This window comes from Cellulomonas sp. HD19AZ1 (assembly GCF_004535805.1).
In the GTDB taxonomy this organism is placed as follows: Bacteria; Actinomycetota; Actinomycetes; order Actinomycetales; family Cellulomonadaceae; genus Cellulomonas; species Cellulomonas iranensis.
This window is the reverse complement of record NZ_SPHX01000001.1, coordinates 169,686-186,581: the sequence shown is the minus strand read 5'-3', so window position 1 is coordinate 186,581 and position 16,896 is coordinate 169,686. Positions and strand designations below refer to the sequence as shown.

The 16,896-nt window shown below is 75.9% G+C and carries 15 protein-coding genes; 11 read left to right on the top strand and 4 right to left on the bottom strand.

The window, feature by feature from the left end:
- Positions 1 to 40 precede the first annotated feature (40 nt).
- On the bottom strand, positions 41 to 808 hold the full coding sequence (locus E4A51_RS00910) for a ferritin-like fold-containing protein (protein WP_134850639.1): 768 nt from the start codon (positions 806 to 808) through the stop codon (positions 41 to 43).
- Positions 809 to 1,145: 337 nt separating this feature from the next.
- On the opposite strand from E4A51_RS00910, the gene E4A51_RS00905 reads away from it, so the two are divergent.
- Positions 1,146 to 2,945, top strand: coding sequence for a DEAD/DEAH box helicase (locus E4A51_RS00905; RefSeq protein WP_134850638.1), 1,800 nt, complete (start codon positions 1,146 to 1,148; stop codon positions 2,943 to 2,945).
- Between the two features lie 78 nt (positions 2,946 to 3,023).
- On the opposite strand, the gene E4A51_RS00900 is transcribed toward E4A51_RS00905, so the two are convergent.
- Entirely contained in the window at positions 3,024 to 3,644 is a 621-nt protein-coding gene (locus tag E4A51_RS00900; protein WP_046528857.1) for a MarC family protein, read from the bottom strand.
- Entirely contained in the window at positions 3,641 to 4,483 is an 843-nt protein-coding gene (locus E4A51_RS00895; RefSeq protein WP_134850637.1) for a PHP domain-containing protein, read from the bottom strand. The genes E4A51_RS00900 and E4A51_RS00895 overlap by 4 nt, the downstream gene beginning before the upstream one ends.
- A gap of 72 nt (positions 4,484 to 4,555) precedes the next feature.
- Between E4A51_RS00895 and E4A51_RS00890 the strand changes: the two genes are divergently transcribed.
- The gene (locus E4A51_RS00890) at positions 4,556 to 6,106 is read left to right on the top strand and encodes an aminopeptidase P N-terminal domain-containing protein (RefSeq protein WP_134850636.1); all 1,551 of its coding nucleotides are present in this window, start codon (positions 4,556 to 4,558) and stop codon (positions 6,104 to 6,106) included.
- Between the two features lie 89 nt (positions 6,107 to 6,195).
- Here the strand turns inward: E4A51_RS00890 and E4A51_RS18900 are convergent, their stop codons facing one another.
- Complete coding sequence (locus tag E4A51_RS18900; RefSeq protein ID WP_264158701.1) at positions 6,196 to 6,900, bottom strand: general stress protein; 705 nt, start codon at positions 6,898 to 6,900, stop codon at positions 6,196 to 6,198.
- Between the two features lie 169 nt (positions 6,901 to 7,069).
- Between E4A51_RS18900 and E4A51_RS00880 the strand changes: the two genes are divergently transcribed.
- From E4A51_RS00880 to E4A51_RS00840, 9 genes are all read left to right on the top strand, one after another.
- On the top strand, positions 7,070 to 8,383 hold the full coding sequence (locus E4A51_RS00880; RefSeq protein WP_087508111.1) for a magnesium transporter MgtE N-terminal domain-containing protein: 1,314 nt from the start codon (positions 7,070 to 7,072) through the stop codon (positions 8,381 to 8,383).
- Positions 8,376 to 8,924 (top strand): DUF1003 domain-containing protein, encoded by a 549-nt coding sequence (locus E4A51_RS00875; protein WP_087508112.1) that lies wholly within the window; start codon positions 8,376 to 8,378, stop codon positions 8,922 to 8,924. Before E4A51_RS00880 ends, E4A51_RS00875 begins: the two co-directional genes overlap by 8 nt.
- Positions 8,925 to 8,975: 51 nt before the next feature.
- Positions 8,976 to 10,142 carry an Mrp/NBP35 family ATP-binding protein gene (locus E4A51_RS00870; RefSeq protein WP_134850635.1) on the top strand — a complete coding sequence of 389 codons (1,167 nt, stop codon included), beginning with the start codon at positions 8,976 to 8,978 and terminating at the stop codon, positions 10,140 to 10,142.
- A gap of 180 nt (positions 10,143 to 10,322) precedes the next feature.
- Entirely contained in the window at positions 10,323 to 11,126 is an 804-nt protein-coding gene (locus tag E4A51_RS00865) for a DeoR/GlpR family DNA-binding transcription regulator (RefSeq protein WP_134850634.1), read from the top strand.
- The gene (gene galT / locus E4A51_RS00860) at positions 11,123 to 12,346 is read left to right on the top strand and encodes a galactose-1-phosphate uridylyltransferase (protein ID WP_134850633.1); all 1,224 of its coding nucleotides are present in this window, start codon (positions 11,123 to 11,125) and stop codon (positions 12,344 to 12,346) included. The genes E4A51_RS00865 and galT overlap by 4 nt, the downstream gene beginning before the upstream one ends.
- 86 nt (positions 12,347 to 12,432) lie before the next feature.
- A complete protein-coding gene (galK, locus tag E4A51_RS00855) occupies positions 12,433 to 13,674 on the top strand; it encodes a galactokinase (protein WP_134850632.1) in 1,242 nt (413 codons plus the stop codon).
- A 188-nt stretch (positions 13,675 to 13,862) separates the two neighbouring features.
- The gene (locus tag E4A51_RS00850) at positions 13,863 to 14,891 is read left to right on the top strand and encodes a secretion protein HlyD (RefSeq protein WP_070319863.1); all 1,029 of its coding nucleotides are present in this window, start codon (positions 13,863 to 13,865) and stop codon (positions 14,889 to 14,891) included.
- Complete coding sequence (locus tag E4A51_RS00845) at positions 14,888 to 15,691, top strand: ABC transporter ATP-binding protein (RefSeq protein WP_134850631.1); 804 nt, start codon at positions 14,888 to 14,890, stop codon at positions 15,689 to 15,691. Before E4A51_RS00850 ends, E4A51_RS00845 begins: the two co-directional genes overlap by 4 nt.
- A complete protein-coding gene (locus E4A51_RS00840; RefSeq protein WP_134850630.1) occupies positions 15,688 to 16,896 on the top strand; it encodes an ABC transporter permease in 1,209 nt (402 codons plus the stop codon). The genes E4A51_RS00845 and E4A51_RS00840 overlap by 4 nt, the downstream gene beginning before the upstream one ends.

Sequence of the window (16,896 nt, the reverse complement as noted above, 5' to 3'; positions counted from 1 at the left end):
CCGGCGTCCGGCTCGCCCGGGCGCCGGCCCGCTCGTCGGCTCAGGCCGTCAGGTGCAGGCGCGACATGCGCCGCGTGTGCTCGGCCGTGAGCTCGTTGAAGACCGTGGCCGGCACCTGCTCGACGGGCGCCGCGGCGGTCGCCGCGTCGTCCGCGCCACCCGCGCGGCTCAGCACGCGCGCGACCTCGGGCCGCTGCGCCACGCGCTGCACGACCCCGAGCGCCTCGCCGACCAGGCGGCGCCCCCACAGCGCGAGCCGCGACGACAGCACGTCGTCGCCCGCGCACGCCTCGTCCAGCTCGCGCACCGCGAGCTCGCCGTGCGACGCGTCGTCGAGGACCTCGGCGACGAGGCGCGCCGACGCGTCGTCGAGGCCGCGTGCCACGACGCGGCAGAAGTCGTCCGCGACCCCGTAGCCGACGTACGCCTTGAGCAGCCGCTCGGCCCACGACGTCGGCGGCGTGCGGGCGTCGAAGTCGTCGAGCAGGCCGACGAAGCGCCCCAGCGCCGCCACGCCGTCGCCCCCGAGCTCGTCGATGCGGGCCAGGACCCGGTCGCGGCGCTCGGTGCAGCGTGCCGCGAGGCGGCTCAGCGCGAGGGCCTGCTCGAGCCCCGGCGCCTGCGCGCTGTCGGTCGCGAGCCGCGCGAACGCCTGGTGCTCGAGGCTCGCGACCAGCCCGAGGACCTCGATCGCGTCGGCCGCGTCGGCCGCACGGGCCGTCGACGCGTCCTTGCCGGGGTTGGCGGAGCGGTCCTCCGCCGCGCCCTCGGGGCGCAGGGAGCTGGCGTTGCCGGCGCTGGAGGTCATCCGGCGATCGTAGCGCCGGGCGGCGCGTCACCCGCCGGCTCCCGGCCGCGCGCGACCCCCGTCCGGTACGCTGGGCGTGTACAACCCGTACATCGGTTGCCCGGTCGTCTCGGTTCCCGGTCCGGCACACGCCCGGCCACACCTCGCACGACGCGCACCGCCGCCGCCCGCCGGTCACCGGCCGGGCGTGCCGGCCGGGTGCGCCGCGCGGGGCGACTTCTACGATCGGCTGCCGGCCGACCCGCGTGGCGCCCGTCGCCGCCCGGTCCGGACGCGCACCTCGCGCCGTCCGCCGGGCCCGCACGTGAGCCGCCACCCTGGCAGTGAAGAGCCACACGTGAGCACCGACCAGACCCTCGCGCAGGCGCCGCTCGACGACGCCTCCGCCGTCACCCCCGCCGCCGACGCCACCACCGACCAGCACCGCACGGCCGCCGACGCGGTCCCCACGCAGGTGACCGGCACGCGCCGCGCCGCCTCGGTGCAGGCCGTCGACGCGACCTTCGCGGACTTCGACGTCCGGCCCGAGATCGTCGCGGCCCTCGCCGCGGCCGGCATCGAGCGGCCGTTCCCGATCCAGGCCATGACGCTGCCCGTCGCGCTGTCGGGCCACGACATCATCGGCCAGGCCAAGACCGGCACCGGCAAGACCCTCGGCTTCGGCGTGCCGCTGCTGCACCGCGTGATCGCCCCCGGCGAGGAGGGCTACGAGCAGCTCGCCGCACCGGGCGAGCCGCAGGCCCTCGTCGTCGTGCCGACGCGCGAGCTGGCCGTGCAGGTCGCGGGCGACCTCGCGATGGCCTCGACGGGCCGCAAGGTCCGCATCGTGCAGGTGTACGGCGGGCGGGCCTACGAGCCGCAGGTCGAGGCGCTGCAGCGCGGCGCCGACGTGGTCGTCGGCACGCCGGGCCGCATGATCGACCTGCTGAACCAGCGCCACCTGCGACTCAAGCACGCGACCGAGGTCGTGCTCGACGAGGCCGACGAGATGCTCGACCTGGGCTTCCTGCCCGACGTCGAGAAGCTGCTCGCGGCCACGCCGCCGAACCGCCACACGATGCTGTTCTCGGCGACCATGCCGGGCGCGGTCGTCGCGATGGCGCGCCGCTACATGTCCCAGCCCACGCACATCCGCGCCTCGGCGCCGGACGACGACGGCGCGACGGTCAAGAACATCAAGCAGGTCGCGTACCGTGCGCACGCGCTCGACAAGGTCGAGCTGCTCGCGCGCATCCTGCAGGCCCGGGGCCGCGGCCTGACCATCGTGTTCGCGCGCACCAAGCGCACGGCCGCCAAGGTCGCCGACGAGCTCGTGGACCGCGGGTTCGCCGCGGGCGCGCTGCACGGCGACCTCGGGCAGGGCGCGCGCGAGCAGGCGCTGCGCGCGTTCCGCCACGGCAAGGTCGACGTGCTCGTCGCGACCGACGTCGCGGCGCGCGGCATCGACGTCGAGGACGTCACGCACGTCGTCAACTACCAGTGCCCCGAGGACGAGAAGACGTACCTGCACCGCACGGGCCGCACGGGCCGCGCGGGCAACAAGGGCACGGCCGTGACGTTCGTCGACTGGGACGACCTGCCGCGCTGGGGCCTCATCGACAAGGCGCTGGGCCTGGGCATCCCCGACCCGGTCGAGACGTACTCGTCGTCCGACCACATCCACACCGACCTCGACATCCCGCAGGGCGTGACGGGCCGGCTGCCGAAGGCGCAGCAGACGCGCGCGGGCCTGGGCGCCGAGGTGCTCGAGGACCTCGGCGAGACCGGCAAGCGCGGCGGCGGGGCCCGCCCGGCGCGCTCGGACGAGCGCTCCGGCGGCCGCCGCGAGGGTGGCCGGGACGGCGCGCGCGACCGTGACCGCGCCCCGCGCCAGGAGGGCGACGGCGAGCGCGCCGAGGGTGCGGGCCGTCGCCGCAGCCGCGGCGGTCGTGGTCGCTCGGGCGGCGAGGGCGCGGCGCGCGCCGAGCAGCCCGTCGGTTCGTCGGCCGCCGTGAGCGCCCCCGCGACGGACGGTGCCGCGTCGACCGGCGCGACCTCGACCGGCGAGGCCGGTGACGCACCGCGTCGCCGCCGTCGTCGTCGCTCGCGCGGCGGCGCGTCGGGCGCCGGTGCGCCCGCGGCTCCTGCGGAGTCCTGACCGACGCCCCCGCGACGTGACGGAGGCCCTCCCACCGCCCGGTGGGAGGGCCTCCGTCGTCCCGGGTGGTCGCCCGCGTCAGACCTGGCGCGCGAACGTCAGCACGGCGTCGGCGAGGAGCTGCACCGCGATCGCGGCGAGCAGCAGACCGGCGATGCGGCTGACGAGCATCGTCCCGGAGTCCTTCAGGACGCGGTGGATCGCGTTGGCGAACCGCATGGACAGCCACAGGCACAGGTGGACGAGCACGACGCCGATCGCGATGGCGACCCAGTCGGTCGCCTCGCTGGCCTGCTGCACGAACACCATGGTCGCGACGATGGCGCCGGGCCCGGCGAGCAGCGGCGTGCCGAGCGGCACGAGCGCGACGTTGCCCTGCGTGCCCTCGAGGCCCTCGTTGCTGTCCATCTTGCCGGTGAGCAGCTCCATCGCGACGAGCAGCAGCAGCAGGCCGCCCGCGCCCTGCAGCGCCTCGACCGAGACGTGCAGGTAGTTGAGCAACGATTGGCCGAACAGCGCGAAGCCGACGATGACGCCGAACGCGACGAGGATCGCCTGGCGCGCGGCGCGTGCGCGCTGCTGGCGCGTCATCGAGCCGGTGAGCGCGAGGAAGATCGGCACGGTCCCCGGGGGGTCCATGATGACGAACAGGGTGACGAACACCGAGATGAACAGCTGCACGTCGAGCACGGCGCTCACGCCGCCACCACCTCCGTCGTTCCCTGCCGGACGATCTCGTCCAGCACCTCGGGCCGGGTCAGATTCTCCCCCAGCCGGTTGACCTTGCCGTCACCGTGGTAGTCGCTCGACCCCGTGACGAGCAGCCCGAGCCGGTCGGCGAGGCGCAGCAGCCGCTCGCGCTGCTCGGCCGAGTGGTCGCGGTGGAAGACCTCGAGCCCCGCGAGCCCGGCCTCGGCGAGCTCGTCGAACACGCGGTCGGGCACGATGCGCCCGCGCGCGTCGGCCGCGGGGTGCGCGAACACGGGGACGCCGCCGGACGCGCGGATCGCGGCGACCGCCGCGGGCGCGTCGGGCGCGTAGTGGTCGACGTGGTACGGCCCGGACGACGCGAGCAGGTGCGCGAACGCGGCGTCGCGGTCGGGCACCACGCCGAGCGCGACGAGCGCGTCGGCGATGTGCGGGCGGCCGACGACGACCGCGTCGCGGGCCTGCTCCTGCACGTCCTGCCACGTGATCGGCACGTCGCGCGCCATCCGCTCGACGATGCTGCGCGCGCGGTGCACGCGCGAGTCGCGGGCCCGTGCGAGCTCGCCCGCGAGCGCCGGGTGCGCGGGGTCCTGCAGGTAGGACAGCAGGTGCACGCTCACGCCGTGCGAGCGCGCGGACACCTCGGTGCCGCGCACGAGGGCGACGCCCGCGACGGGCGCGGCGGCGGCCGCCTCGTCCCAGCCGGCCGTGGTGTCGTGGTCGGTGAGGGCGACGACGTCGAGGCCCGCGGCGCGGGCGGCGGTCACGAGCTCGGTGGGGGTCTGCGTGCCGTCCGACGCCCGCGAGTGCGTGTGGAGGTCGATGCGCACCGGCACACGCTAGCCGGTCGCGACCGGGACCCCGGACGGCCGTCGTGCGGCCCGCGGTGCCAGACTGGGGGCGTGAGCACCGAGAGCGCGGACGACCTCACGTCCGAGACCCCGACCCCCGCCCAGGACGAGCAGCCGCTGGAGTCGCGCGGCTCCAACCGCTCGCACCGCCCGCAGTCGCGACGGTTCGTCGAGTTCGTGACGTCGGGGTGGGGCGAGCGTCCGCCGTCGACGGCCGCGCGCGCCGAGGTCGCGGACTTCACGGCGGCGCGCCGCAGCGCGCTGTCGGCGCGGTTCCCCGGCCGTCGCCTGGTGGTCCCGGCGGGGCGGTTCAAGGTGCGGTCGAACGACACCGACTTCCGGTTCCGCCCGCACGCGGCGTTCGCGCACCTCACCGGCCTGGGCACCGAGCAGGAGCCCGACGCCGTGCTGGTGCTGCACCCGGTGGCCGACGGCACGGGCGACGACGGCAGCGCGCACCACGCGGTGCTGTACATGAACCCGCTCGCGGGGCGCGACACCCCCGAGTTCTTCTCCGACGCGCGGTACGGCGAGTTCTGGGTGGGCGCGCGCCCGACGCTCGACGAGGTCGCGACCGTCACGGGCGTCGAGACGGCGCACCTGGACGACCTGCGGGACGCGCTCGCGAAGGACGTGGGCGCCGGCGGCGTGCAGCTGCTCGTGGTCCCGGGGGCCGACGAGGCCGTCGACGAGGTGGTCGCGCAGATCCGCGGCGAGGAGACGACCGGCGAGGCCGACGCGCTGCTCGCCGAGGCCGTGTCCGAGCTGCGCCTGCTCAAGGACGCGTACGAGGTCGCGCAGCTGCAGCTCGCGGTCGACGCGACGGTCGCGGGCTTCGAGAAGGTCGTGCGCTCGCTGCCGCGCGCGGTCGCGCACCGGCGCGGCGAGCGCGTGATCGAGGGCACGTTCCTGGGGCACGCGCGCGAGGAGGGCAACGACGTCGGCTACACGACGATCGCGGCCGCGGGCGAGCACGCGACGACGCTGCACTGGACCGACAACGACGGCCGGGTGCGCGCGGGCGAGCTCGTGCTCGTCGACGCGGGCGTCGAGGTCGACTCGCTGTACACGGCGGACGTGACGCGCACGCTGCCCGTCGACGGCACGTTCACCGACGTGCAGCGCCGCGTGTACCAGGCCGTGCTCGACGCGGCGGACGCGGGCTTCGCGGCGGCCGTGCCGGGGGCGCGCTTCCGTGACGTGCACGACGCCGCGATGCGTGTGCTCGCTGCGCGCCTCGAGGAGTGGGGGCTGCTGCCGGTGAGCGCCGAGGAGTCGCTCGACCCCGACAACCAGCACCACCGCCGGTGGATGGTGCACGGCACGAGCCACCACCTGGGCCTCGACGTGCACGACTGCGCGCAGGCGCGCGCCGAGCTGTACCTCGACGGCGTGCTGGAGCCCGGCATGGTGTTCACGATCGAGCCGGGCCTGTACTTCAAGTCCGACGACCTGCTGGTGCCCGCGGAGTACCGCGGGATCGGCGTGCGCATCGAGGACGACGTGCTGCTGACGGCCGACGGCAACGTCAACCTGTCGGCCGCGCTGCCGCGCGACCCCGACGCGGTCGAGGCGTGGATGGCGGCCCTGCGCGAGGGCTGACCGCCCGCACGGGCAGTGACGCGGACGCACGAGGGCCGCACCACCCGCGGGTGGTGCGGCCCTCGTCGTGCGTCGTCGTGCGCGCGGGGTCAGACGCTCCCCGGGCCCGGGGGCGGCGGCGGGGTGCCGGGCTGCGCGGGCGTCCCGGCCTGGGGCGGCGCGGCCGGCGGGTACGGCGTCCCGGGCTGCGGCGGGGCGGGCGGCCCGGCGGGCGCGTCGGCCACGGGCGGCGGGTACCCCGTGCCGGGGGCCGAGGGCGGCGGACCGACGGGCGGCGCGGGCGGCGCGACCGGCTCCGGCCAGCCGGACACGACTCCCCCCGTCTCGGCGAGCAGGTTCCGGGCCTTGTGCGCGTGCTCGGCCTGGCACAGCACCGAGTACGACGTCGCGACGATCTGGCTCGCGGACGCGAAGTCCCGGCGCCCGCGCGTGAACGAGTAGCCGATGACCGACAGCAGCAGGCCGAACGCACCGCCGAGCAGGATCGCGGGCAGCATGATGCCGGGCCCGCCGGTCGGCGAGAACAGCGTGAGGATCAGGCCCACGAACAGCCCGAACCACGCGCCGGAGAGGAAGCCGCCGAGCGCCGCGCTCGGGTAGGAGAGCCGCCGGATGACGCGCTCGACCATGCGCAGGTCGCTGCCGACGATCGTCACGGCGCGCACCGGGAACGACTTCTCGGCGAGCAGCTCGACGGCCTTCTGCGCCTCGAGGTAGGTGCCGTAGCGCGCGACGGTCTCGCCCGTCGGGAGCGTGGGCGTCGTCGGGATCCGCTGGGGCTGCGTGAACGCCATGGGGTGATCCTCCCGCACGAGTCTGGGAGCCGCCAGGGAGCGGGCCGGACGCGGCAGCCGCACGGCCCGGCCCGCTGTCGCCCGGCGTCACGCCGCGGACGCGGGACGTCCACCGCGCGCGCCGGGGCACGTCCGGCCGGGCGGGGGTCCGGCGTCTAGGCTGACGGCCGTGAGCAGCGTCGGGACCCGGGTGTTCGTCGCGCGCCTCGCCGGGACCACCGTGTTCGACCCCATCGGGGACGAGGTGGGGCGGGTGCGCGACGTCGTCGTGCTCGTGCGCCTCACGGGTGCGCCGCGCGCCGTGGGGCTGGTCGTCGAGGTCCCTGGGCGCAGACGCGTGTTCCTGCCGCTCACGCGCGTCACGGCGGTCGACGCGGGCCAGGTCATCTCGACGGGCCTGCTGAACATGCGGCGGTTCGAACAGCGCGCGTCCGAGACGGTCGTCATGGGCGAGCTGCTGGACCGCACGGTCGAGCTCGCCGACGGCTCCGGGCAGGCCCGCGTCGAGGACGTCGCGATCGAGCTGCAGCGCAACGGCGACTGGCTCGTGACCAAGGTGTTCGTGCGGCGCGTCGACCCGCGCGGCGGGCTGCTGCGCCGCCGCGGCGAGACGCTGCTCGTGCCGGTCGAGGACGTCGTGGGCCTGGGTCGGCCGTCGGCCGCGCAGGGTGCGCAGCTGCTGCTCGCGCAGTACGAGGACCTCAAGCCCGCCGACCTCGCCGACGTGCTGCACGAGATGGGCTCGACCCGACGCCTGGAGGTCGCGTCCGCGCTGGACGACGAGCGCCTCGCGGACGTGCTCGAGGAGCTCCCGGAGGACGACCAGGTCGCGATCCTCGGCAACCTCGAGCGAGGCCGCGCGGCCGACGTGCTCGAGGCCATGGAGCCCGACGACGCCGCCGACCTGCTGGGCGAGCTGCCCGACGACCAGGCCGCCGAGCTCCTCGCGCTCATGGAGCCCGAGGAGGCCAAGGACGTGCGCCGCCTGCTGGCGTACGAGGACAACACCGCCGGCGGCCTCATGACGACCGAACCGGTGATCCTCGGGCCCGAGACGACGATCGCGGCGGCGCTCGCGCACGTGCGGCGCCAGGACCTGACGCCCGCGCTCGCGTCGCTCGTGTTCGTCGCGCGGCCGCCGCTCGAGACGCCCACGGGGCGCTACATCGGCGTCGTGCACCTGCAGCGCATGCTGCGCGAGCCCCCGCACGAGTCGATCGGGCAGATCGTCGACACCGACCTCGAGCCGGTCGCGGTCGACGCGCCGCTGCTGTCGGTGACGCGCCAGCTCGCGACGTACAACCTGCTCGCGCTGCCGGTGGTCGACGAGCAGCGCCGCCTGCTGGGCGCGGTGTCGGTCGACGACGTGCTGGACCACCTGCTGCCGGACGACTGGCGCGAGACCGACGACGTGCACGCGGGGCCGCCGACGCGTCCCACGCCCGTGGTGCGCAGCGCGCCGCCGGGGGTGACCCGTGCCTGAGCGCCTGGACCAGCCGCGCACGCGCGGCCTGTCGTTGCTGTCGCGGGGCGGCACGCGGGACGAGGACGCGTCGGGCCGGATCTCCGAGTCGATCGCCCGGTTCCTGGGCACGCCGCGGTTCATCGTGTGGCTCACGGTGTTCTGCGTCGTGTGGCTCGCGTGGAACACGTGGGGCCCGCGCGAGCTGCGGTTCGACCAGGCGTCGAACGGGTTCACGGCGCTCACGCTCATGCTGTCGCTGCAGGCGTCGTACGCGGCCCCGCTGATCCTGCTCGCGCAGAACCGGCAGGCGGACCGTGACCGCGTGCAGGCCGAGCAGGACCGGCAGCGCGCCGAGCGCAACCTCGCCGACACCGAGTTCCTGGCGCGCGAGATGGCGTCGCTGCGCATCGCGCTGTCGGAGGTCGCGACCCGCGACTTCGTGCGCTCGGAGCTGCGCAACCTGCTCGAGGACCTGCAGGCGGAGAACGCGGGGCACGAGGACGTGGGCGACGAGCACCGGGCGCCGGACCCGGGCCGGCGGGGCGCGCCCGAGCGCTGAGCGGGCCCCACGGCCCGCGGACCGCCCGTCCGCCCGACCTACGATGGTCGCGTGCCGCCCCTCGACGACTCCTCCCCCGCCGACCCGCTGCTCGACGCCGTGCGCACCGCGCTCGCCGGCGTGCAGGACCCGGAGATCCACCGCCCGGTCACCGAGCTGGGGATGATCCGGTCGGTCGACCTCGAACCGCGCGACGGGGGCACGTTCGTCGTCGTCGGGCTGGACCTCACGACGCCGGGCTGCCCGCTCAAGGACACGCTGACGCGCGACGTCACGGCCGCGGTCGCGCCGCTCGACGGCGTCGTGGGCGTGCGGGTCGACCTGGGCGTCATGACGGCCGAGCAGCGCAGCGCGCTGCGCACGATGCTGCGCGGCACGGACGCCGAGCCGCAGATCCCGTTCGCGCAGCCGGGTTCGCTGACGAAGGTGATCGCCGTCGCGTCGGGCAAGGGCGGCGTCGGCAAGTCGTCGGTGACGGCGAACCTCGCGGTCGCGATGTCGGCGGACGGGTTGCGCGTGGGCGTGGTCGACGCCGACATCTACGGCTTCTCGATCCCGCGGATGCTGGGCGTCGACCGCCCGCCGACGAAGGTCGACGACATGTTGCTGCCGCCCGAGGCGCACGGCGTGAAGGTCGTGTCGATCGGCATGTTCGTGCCGGTCGGGCAGCCCGTGGTGTGGCGCGGTCCGATGCTGCACCGCGCGCTGCAGCAGTTCCTGGCCGACGTGTTCTGGGGCGACCTGGACGTGCTGCTGCTGGACCTGCCGCCGGGGACGGGCGACATCGCGATCTCGGTGGCGCAGCTGCTGCCGGGCTCGGAGATCGTCGTGGTGACGACGCCGCAGGTGGCGGCGGCCGAGGTCGCCGAGCGCGCGGGGTCGGTCGCGGTGCAGACGCGGCAGCGGGTCGTGGGCGTCGTCGAGAACATGGCGTGGCTCGAGCAGCCCGACGGCTCGCGCCTGGAGCTGTTCGGCGCGGGCGGCGGCGAGCGGGTAGCGGCCAACCTCACGCGGCTGATCGGCTCGGACGTGCCCGTGCTGGGGCAGGTGCCGATCGACGTGCGGCTGCGCGAGGCCGGTGACGGGGGCACGCCCGTGGTGCTGACTGCGCCCGACTCGCCGGGGGCCGTGGCGCTGCGTGAGGTGGCGCGGGGTCTCGCGGGACGTCCGCGCAACCTCGCGGGCCGCCCGTTGGGCCTGTCCCCCGTCGGCCGCTGACCGCCGGGGCGTCTCCCCCGTCCGGCCTCTCCCGGTCGCGCCCGTCAGTGCGGGGTTCTGCCGGTTCTCGACGCCGCGGACCGGCAGAACCCCGCACTCGGGCGTGGAGGGGCCTGCCGACGGTGGGTCACAGACCCCAGGGCTGTTGGTTTTTGTTCGGGCGTGATGGATACTGTTCGCATGCTCGCGACGCAGAGGCAGGAGCGCATCCTCGCCGAGGTCCGTGCGCACGGGGCCGTGCGCGTCGCCGACCTCGTCGCGGCGCTCGACGTCTCCGACATGACCGTGCGGCGCGACATCGCCGAGCTCGCGGGTGCCGGACTCGTCCGGCGCGTGCACGGCGGCGCGGTCGCCCCCGAGACGCCCGCGCGCTCGACCGACGAGCCCGGCTTCGAGGCCAAGCGCACGTGGGCGTCCGCCGAGAAGGCCGGCGTCGCGCGGGCGGCGCTCGCCGACGTCGAGCCCGGCCAGTCGCTCGCGCTGTCGGCGGGGTCGACGACGTGGCTGCTCGCCTCGATGATCGCCGCCGACCCCGCGCTGCGGCCCCTCACCGTCGTCACCAACGGCCTGCGGGTCGCCGACGTCCTGCACGGCGCCGACGACGTCGAGGTCGTCCTCACCGGCGGGACCCGCACGCCCTCCGACGCGCTGGTCGGGCCCGTCGCCGACGCGACCCTCGCGAGCCTGCGCGTCGACCGCGCGTTCCTCGGCGTGCACGGCCTGGACACCGACGGACCCACGACCCCCAACCTCGCCGAGGCCGCGACCGACCGCGCGCTCGTGCGCTGCGCGGCCGCGACGACCGTGCTCGCCGACCACACCAAGTGGGGCACCGTCGGTCTCGCCCGCATCTGCGGGTTCGACGAGATCGACACGCTCGTCGTCGACACCGGGCTGTCCGCCGACGCCCGCACCCACCTCGAGGCCGCCGTCGACCGGCTGGTCCTCGCAACCCCCGCACCCGTCACCGGAGACGCCCCGTGAGCACCCCCGACAGCCCCTCGGACAGCACCGCGCCCGACCTCGCCGCGCGCGTGCGCCGCACGTCCACCCGCCTCGCCGACGGTCGCGAGCTCCTCTACTTCGACGACTCCGAGCCGTACGTCTCGGGCGCCGCGACGCGACGCCTCGACGACCCGCGCCCGCTGCCGGACCGGTTCGCACCGGTCGTCGACGCGGACGGCGTCGCGCACCCCGTCACCGGCCCCGAGCTGCGGCTGGACCCGCTCACGGGCGAGTGGATCCCCATGGCCGCGCACCGCATGAACCGCACGTTCCTGCCCCCGGCCGACGCGAACCCGCTCGCCCCCGCCAAGCCCGGCGCGACGTACCAGGACGGCGAGATCCCCGACACCGACTACGACGTCGTCGTGTTCGAGAACCGGTTCCCCTCGCTCATGGCCGTCCCCGGCGTCGACGACGCGACCGAGCTCGTCGACGGCGAGCCGCTGTGGCAGCGCCGGCCGGCGAACGGCCGCTGCGAGGTCATCTGCTTCTCGTCCGACCCGACCGCCTCGCTCGCCACCGTGAGCCCGCGCCGCATGCGCACGATCGTCGAGGCCTGGACCGACCGCACGCGCGAGCTGTCCGCGCTGCCGGGCGTCGAGCAGATCTTCTGCTTCGAGAACCGCGGCAAGGAGATCGGCGTCACGCTGCACCACCCGCACGGGCAGATCTACGCGTTCCCCTACGTCACGCCGAAGACCCGCGCGATGCTGCGCCAGGCGCGCGCGCACCACGACGCGACGGGCCGCGTGCTGCTGCGCGACGTGCTCGACGCCGAGCTGCGGCACCGCGAGCGCGTCGTGCTGGAGTCCGAGCACTGGGTCGCGTACGTGCCGTACGCCGCGCGCTGGCCCGTCGAGGTGCACCTCGCGCCGCGCCGCGACGTGCCCGACCTGCCCGCGCTGACGGACGCCGAGAAGGCCGACCTCGCGACGACCTACCTCGCGCTGCTGCGCCGGCTCGACCAGTTCTTCGTCGACGGCGACGGGGGCGCGATCCCGCTGCCGTACATCAGCGGCTGGCACCAGGCGCCCGTGCGCGAGGGCCGCGACGTGTCGCGCCTGCACCTGCAGGTGTTCTCGGTGCTGCGCGCGCCGGGCAAGCTCAAGTACCTGGCTGGCGTCGAGTCGGCCATGGCCTCGTGGATCAGCGACACGACCCCCGAGCGCATCGCGCGCCGCCTGCAGGAGCTCGCGTGAGCCCGGCGGGCGACGCCGCCCGGACCCCTGCCACGACCCCTGCCACCACGCCCGCCCCGACCGACGCGACAGCCCCGGAGCACGACATGACGACACCCGTCTGGACCCCCGCGTGGGACCGCACCGAGGGTGAGCGACGCGCGCGCGACCTGTTCGTCGCGACCTACGGCGCCGCTCCCGAGGGCGTGTGGTCGGCGCCGGGGCGCGTCAACCTCATCGGCGAGCACACGGACTACAACGGCGGCCTGGCGCTGCCGATCGCGCTGCCGCACCGCACCTACGCCGCGGTCGCGCGGCGCGACGACGACGTCGTGCGCCTGGTCTCGGCGCAGGAGCCCTCGGGCGTGCGCGAGGTACGCCTGGCCGACGCGGCACCGGGCGCGGTCGGCGGCTGGGCCGCGTACGTCGTGGGCGTCGCGTGGGCGCTGCGCGAGGCGGGCCACGCCGTGGGCGGGTTCGACCTCGCGATCGACTCGTGCGTGCCGTTCGGCGCGGGCCTGTCGTCGTCCGCCGCGCTCGAGGCGTCGGTGGCGGTCGCGCTCGACGCGCTGCACGGCCTGGGCCTGGCCGGGACGGTGGACGCCGCCGGTGCGGCGACCGACGACGCGGGCCGCGCGACCCTCGCCGCGGTGTGCGTGCGCGCCGAGAACGAGATGGCCGGCGCCCCGACCGGCGGCATGGACCAGGCCGCGTCGCTGCGGGCGCGCGCGGGCCACGCGCTGCTGCTCGACTGCCGCGACGGCGCCGTGCGGCACGTGCCGTTCGACCTCGCGGCGCACGGGCTGGCCCTGCTCGTGGTGGACACGCGCGCCGAGCACTCGCACGTCGACGGCGAGTACGCGCAGCGGCGGGCCGCGTGCGAGGAGGCCGCGCACCGCCTCGGCGTCGGCTCGCTGCGGGACGTCGCGGACGACCCGCGCGGCGACGCGTGGGCGCTCGAGGCGCTCGCCGCGACGCCCGACGGTGAGGCGCTGGTGCCGCGCGTGCGGCACGTGGTCTCCGAGATCGCGCGCGTGACGGCGTTCGTCGCGGCGCTCGACGCCGACGCCGTCGAGGCCGTGGGCCCGCTCATGGACGCGTCGCACGCGTCGCTGCGCGACGACTACGCGGTGTCGTGCCGCGAGCTCGACGTCGCGGTCGACGCGGCCCGGGCCGCGGGCGCACGCGGCGCGCGCATGACGGGCGGCGGGTTCGGCGGCTCGGCGATCGCGCTGGTCGGGGCGGACGACGTCGCCGGGGTCGCCGGCGCGGTGGCCGCGGCCTTCGCCGAGCGCGGCCTCGCCGCACCCGCGTTCGCGGTGGCCGTCGCGGCACCGCCGGCGGGCTGACGGCCCCGGACCACCGACCCGAGGGCGCTCGCCTCGCGGCGGAGCCCCGTGCACGACCGCGGCGGATCCGGTCGCCGATTCGGGCCCGCTACTCCTCACCGCGTAGTAGCGTGCGACGCGCCAGGTGGCCGACGCGCCCTCCCGTCGCCGCGGTCCGTCGTCGACCCCCGTGAGGAGCACCACGCACCGTGGTCCGCCGATACGTCTTCCCCAGCCTGCGACTGCTCGTCTGGGCGGTGATCGCCGTCGCGCTCGTGAAGATCGCGTTCGCGGGTGCCGACGTCAGCACCCAGGCCACCGGCGAGCAGCCCACCGGCCGCGTCGTCGAGCCGACCGTCGAGGCGACCACGGGCAGCATCACCAACACCGTGAAGGTCACCGCCTCGGTCGCCGCGGACCCGCCGGTCGCCGTCCGCGCCACGCTCGCCGGCACGGTGTCGACGCTGCTGGCGACCGACGGCCAGCACGTCGACGCCGGCACACCCGTCCTCGAGATCCGCCAGGAGACCCCGCGCGACCCGCTCACCAGGACCGACCCCGAGACGGGCGAGACCACGGTGACCGAGCGCGCCCCCAAGGTCGTCCTCGAGAAGGTCACGGCACCGGTCGCGGGGACGCTGTCACTGCCGACCCTCAAGGACCAGGTCGTGTCGGTCGGCGACACGCTCGGCAACGTCGCCCCCGGGTCGCTGTCGGTCACCGGCACGCTCACGCCCGACCAGCAGTACCGCCTCGTCGGCGCGCCGACCGAGGCCCAGGTCACCCTCAAGGGTGGCCCCGCACCGTTCGTGTGCACGCAGCTGCGCGTCGGCGCCGCCGCGCCGCCGCCGGGCGCCGACCCCGCCGAGCCGGGCACGGACGGCGCGTCGGCGTCGGGCACCGTGACGTGCGCGGTGCCCGCGGACGTCACGGCGTTCCCCGGCCTCGGCGCCGACCTCGAGATCGTCAACGGGACGGCCGCGGACGCGGTCGTCGTCCCCGTCACCGCGGTCCAGGGCACCGTCCAGCGCGGCAACGTGTGGGTCGTCGCGTCCCCCGACGCCGAGCCCGAGCAGCGCAGCGTGGGCCTCGGCCTGACCGACGGCGAGGTCGTCCAGATCACCGAGGGCCTCGCGCTGGGCGACCAGGTCCTGCAGTTCGTGCCGGTCCCCGGCGGCGAGGGCGAGGTCGACTGCGCCGACCCGAGCCAGTACGACCCGAGGGTGTGCGGCGGATGAGCCTGCTCGAGCTCACCGAGGTGACGCGGTCGGTGCGGCTGCCCGACGACCGCCTGCTCGAGATCCTGCGGGGCGTGACCCTGACGGTCGGGGCGGGCGAGCACGTCGCCGTGGTCGGGCGCTCCGGCACCGGCAAGTCGACGTTGCTCAACATCCTCGGGCTCCTCGACGCGCCCACGGCCGGCGAGTACCGCCTCGAGGGCGTCCCCATCGGGCGGCTGTCCGGCCGGGAGCGCACGCGCCGCCGGGGCCGCGACTTCGGCTTCGTGTTCCAGCAGTTCAACCTGCTGCCGGGTCGCACCGCGCTGGAGAACGTCGCGGCACCGCTGATGTACGCCCCGGGCCGGCAGTTCTGGCGCCGGCGCGCGATCGCCGCGCAGATGCTCGACCGCGTCGGGCTGGGCGACCGGCTCGACACCATGCCCGAGAAGCTGTCGGGCGGCGAGCAGCAGCGCGTCGCCATCGCCCGCGCGCTCGTCCGCGGGCCGCGCGTGATCCTCGCCGACGAGCCGACCGGCGCGCTGGACGTCGAGACGGGCCAGGAGGTCATGGCGCTGCTCGACGAGATCGCGTCGATCACCGGCGCGGCGCTCGTCACCATCACGCACGACCTGGCGGTGGCGGCCCGCGCGCAGCGCCACTACCGGCTCGCCGAGGGCGTCCTCGTGCCCGTCGACCTGCACGGGGCCGCCCACGAGTGGGTGGGCGACGTCCCGACCCTGCCGGGGACGCGCCGGCTCCCCGGCACCGCCGACGTGCCCGAGATCGGCCCCTCGGTCCCCGCGCAGGTGCAGCCGTGACCGGGGTCGTCGGCGCGGTCGTCGAGGCCTGGGACGAGCTGCGGCTGCACAAGCTGCGGGTCCTGCTCGCGCTCGTGGGCGTGGCCGTCGCGGTCGCCGCGATCACCGCCGTGACGGCGGCGGTCCAGATGCTCACGCAGGGCTACGCGGAGACCCTGGAACGCGACTCGGGCCGGCAGGTGACCCTCGGGGTCGACGCGTGGCCGCAGTCCGAGCAGGCGGCGGCACCGAGCGAGCTCGACGCCGCGTACGCGCGCGCCCTCGAGCGCTACGACATCACGTGGGCCTCGCGCGACTGGTACACCCAGGTCCCGTTCCGCTTCCCCGAGGGCACCCGGCGCGTCGACGTGCGGGCCGTGGACCCCGACCTCGGGGTCATGCAGCGCATCTCGGTCGAGGACGGGCGGTGGTTCGCCGACGCCGACGCCGACGCGTTCGCCCCCGTGCTCGTCGTCAACGCGCCGTTCCTCGCCGCGCTCGGGTTCGACGACCTCGCCGGCCACCCGACCGTCCTGCTCGGCGACGACCACCCCGTGCGCGCACCGATCGTCGGGGTGACGCCGCAGCGCTGGCAGGGCGAGACGCCGCAGGCCATGGTGCTGTACGAGCAGCTCGGGCGCTGGTACGTACCGGCCGGGACCACCGGCCCGGGCCAGCCCGCGCCGACCCTCAAGGTGTGGGTGCCGCCCGAGGCCGCCGGCGACCTGTCCGACCGGCTGGAGCGCGACGTCGCGGCCGTGCTCCCCGGGTGGCAGGTCAGCGTGTGGGACAACCGTGCGTCCGGGTACAGCGCGCTCGACGGCGCTGCGCGGTGGGTCGCGCTCGGGGTCGGGGGCATCGCCCTGCTGCTCGGCGGCCTGGGCCTCGTGAACATCGCCCTCGTGACCGTGCGCCACCGGATCCGTGAGATCGGGATCCGTCGGTCGTTCGGGGCGACGTCCGGGCGCATCTTCTTCGGCGTGCTCATGGAGTCGGTGGTCGCGACACTCGTGGCCGGGCTCGTGGGCATCGTGCTCGCGGTCGCGGTCATCAAGAACGTGCCCGTCGACGTGCTGTTCGGCGGGGGCATCCAGGACCGCCCGCCGTTCCCCGTCTCGGCCGCGCTGGTCGGCCTGGCGTGCGCGACCGGCGTCGGAGCGCTGGCCGGGCTCATCCCCGCGACGGTCGCCGTGCGCGTCAAGGTGATCGACGCGATCCGCTACTGA

What these genes read in the sequence shown, in the direction of transcription:
- E4A51_RS00910 (WP_134850639.1), bottom strand. Translation starts at nt 808, where the DNA reads ATGACCTCCAGCGCCGGCAACGCCAGCTCCCTGCGCCCCGAGGGCGCG.
- E4A51_RS18900 (WP_264158701.1), bottom strand. Translation starts at nt 6,900, where the DNA reads ATGGCGTTCACGCAGCCCCAGCGGATCCCGACGACGCCCACGCTCCCG.
- E4A51_RS00865 (WP_134850634.1), top strand. Translation starts at nt 10,323, where the DNA reads ATGCTCGCGACGCAGAGGCAGGAGCGCATCCTCGCCGAGGTCCGTGCG.
- galK (WP_134850632.1), top strand. Translation starts at nt 12,433, where the DNA reads ATGACGACACCCGTCTGGACCCCCGCGTGGGACCGCACCGAGGGTGAG.
- E4A51_RS00845 (WP_134850631.1), top strand. Translation starts at nt 14,888, where the DNA reads ATGAGCCTGCTCGAGCTCACCGAGGTGACGCGGTCGGTGCGGCTGCCC.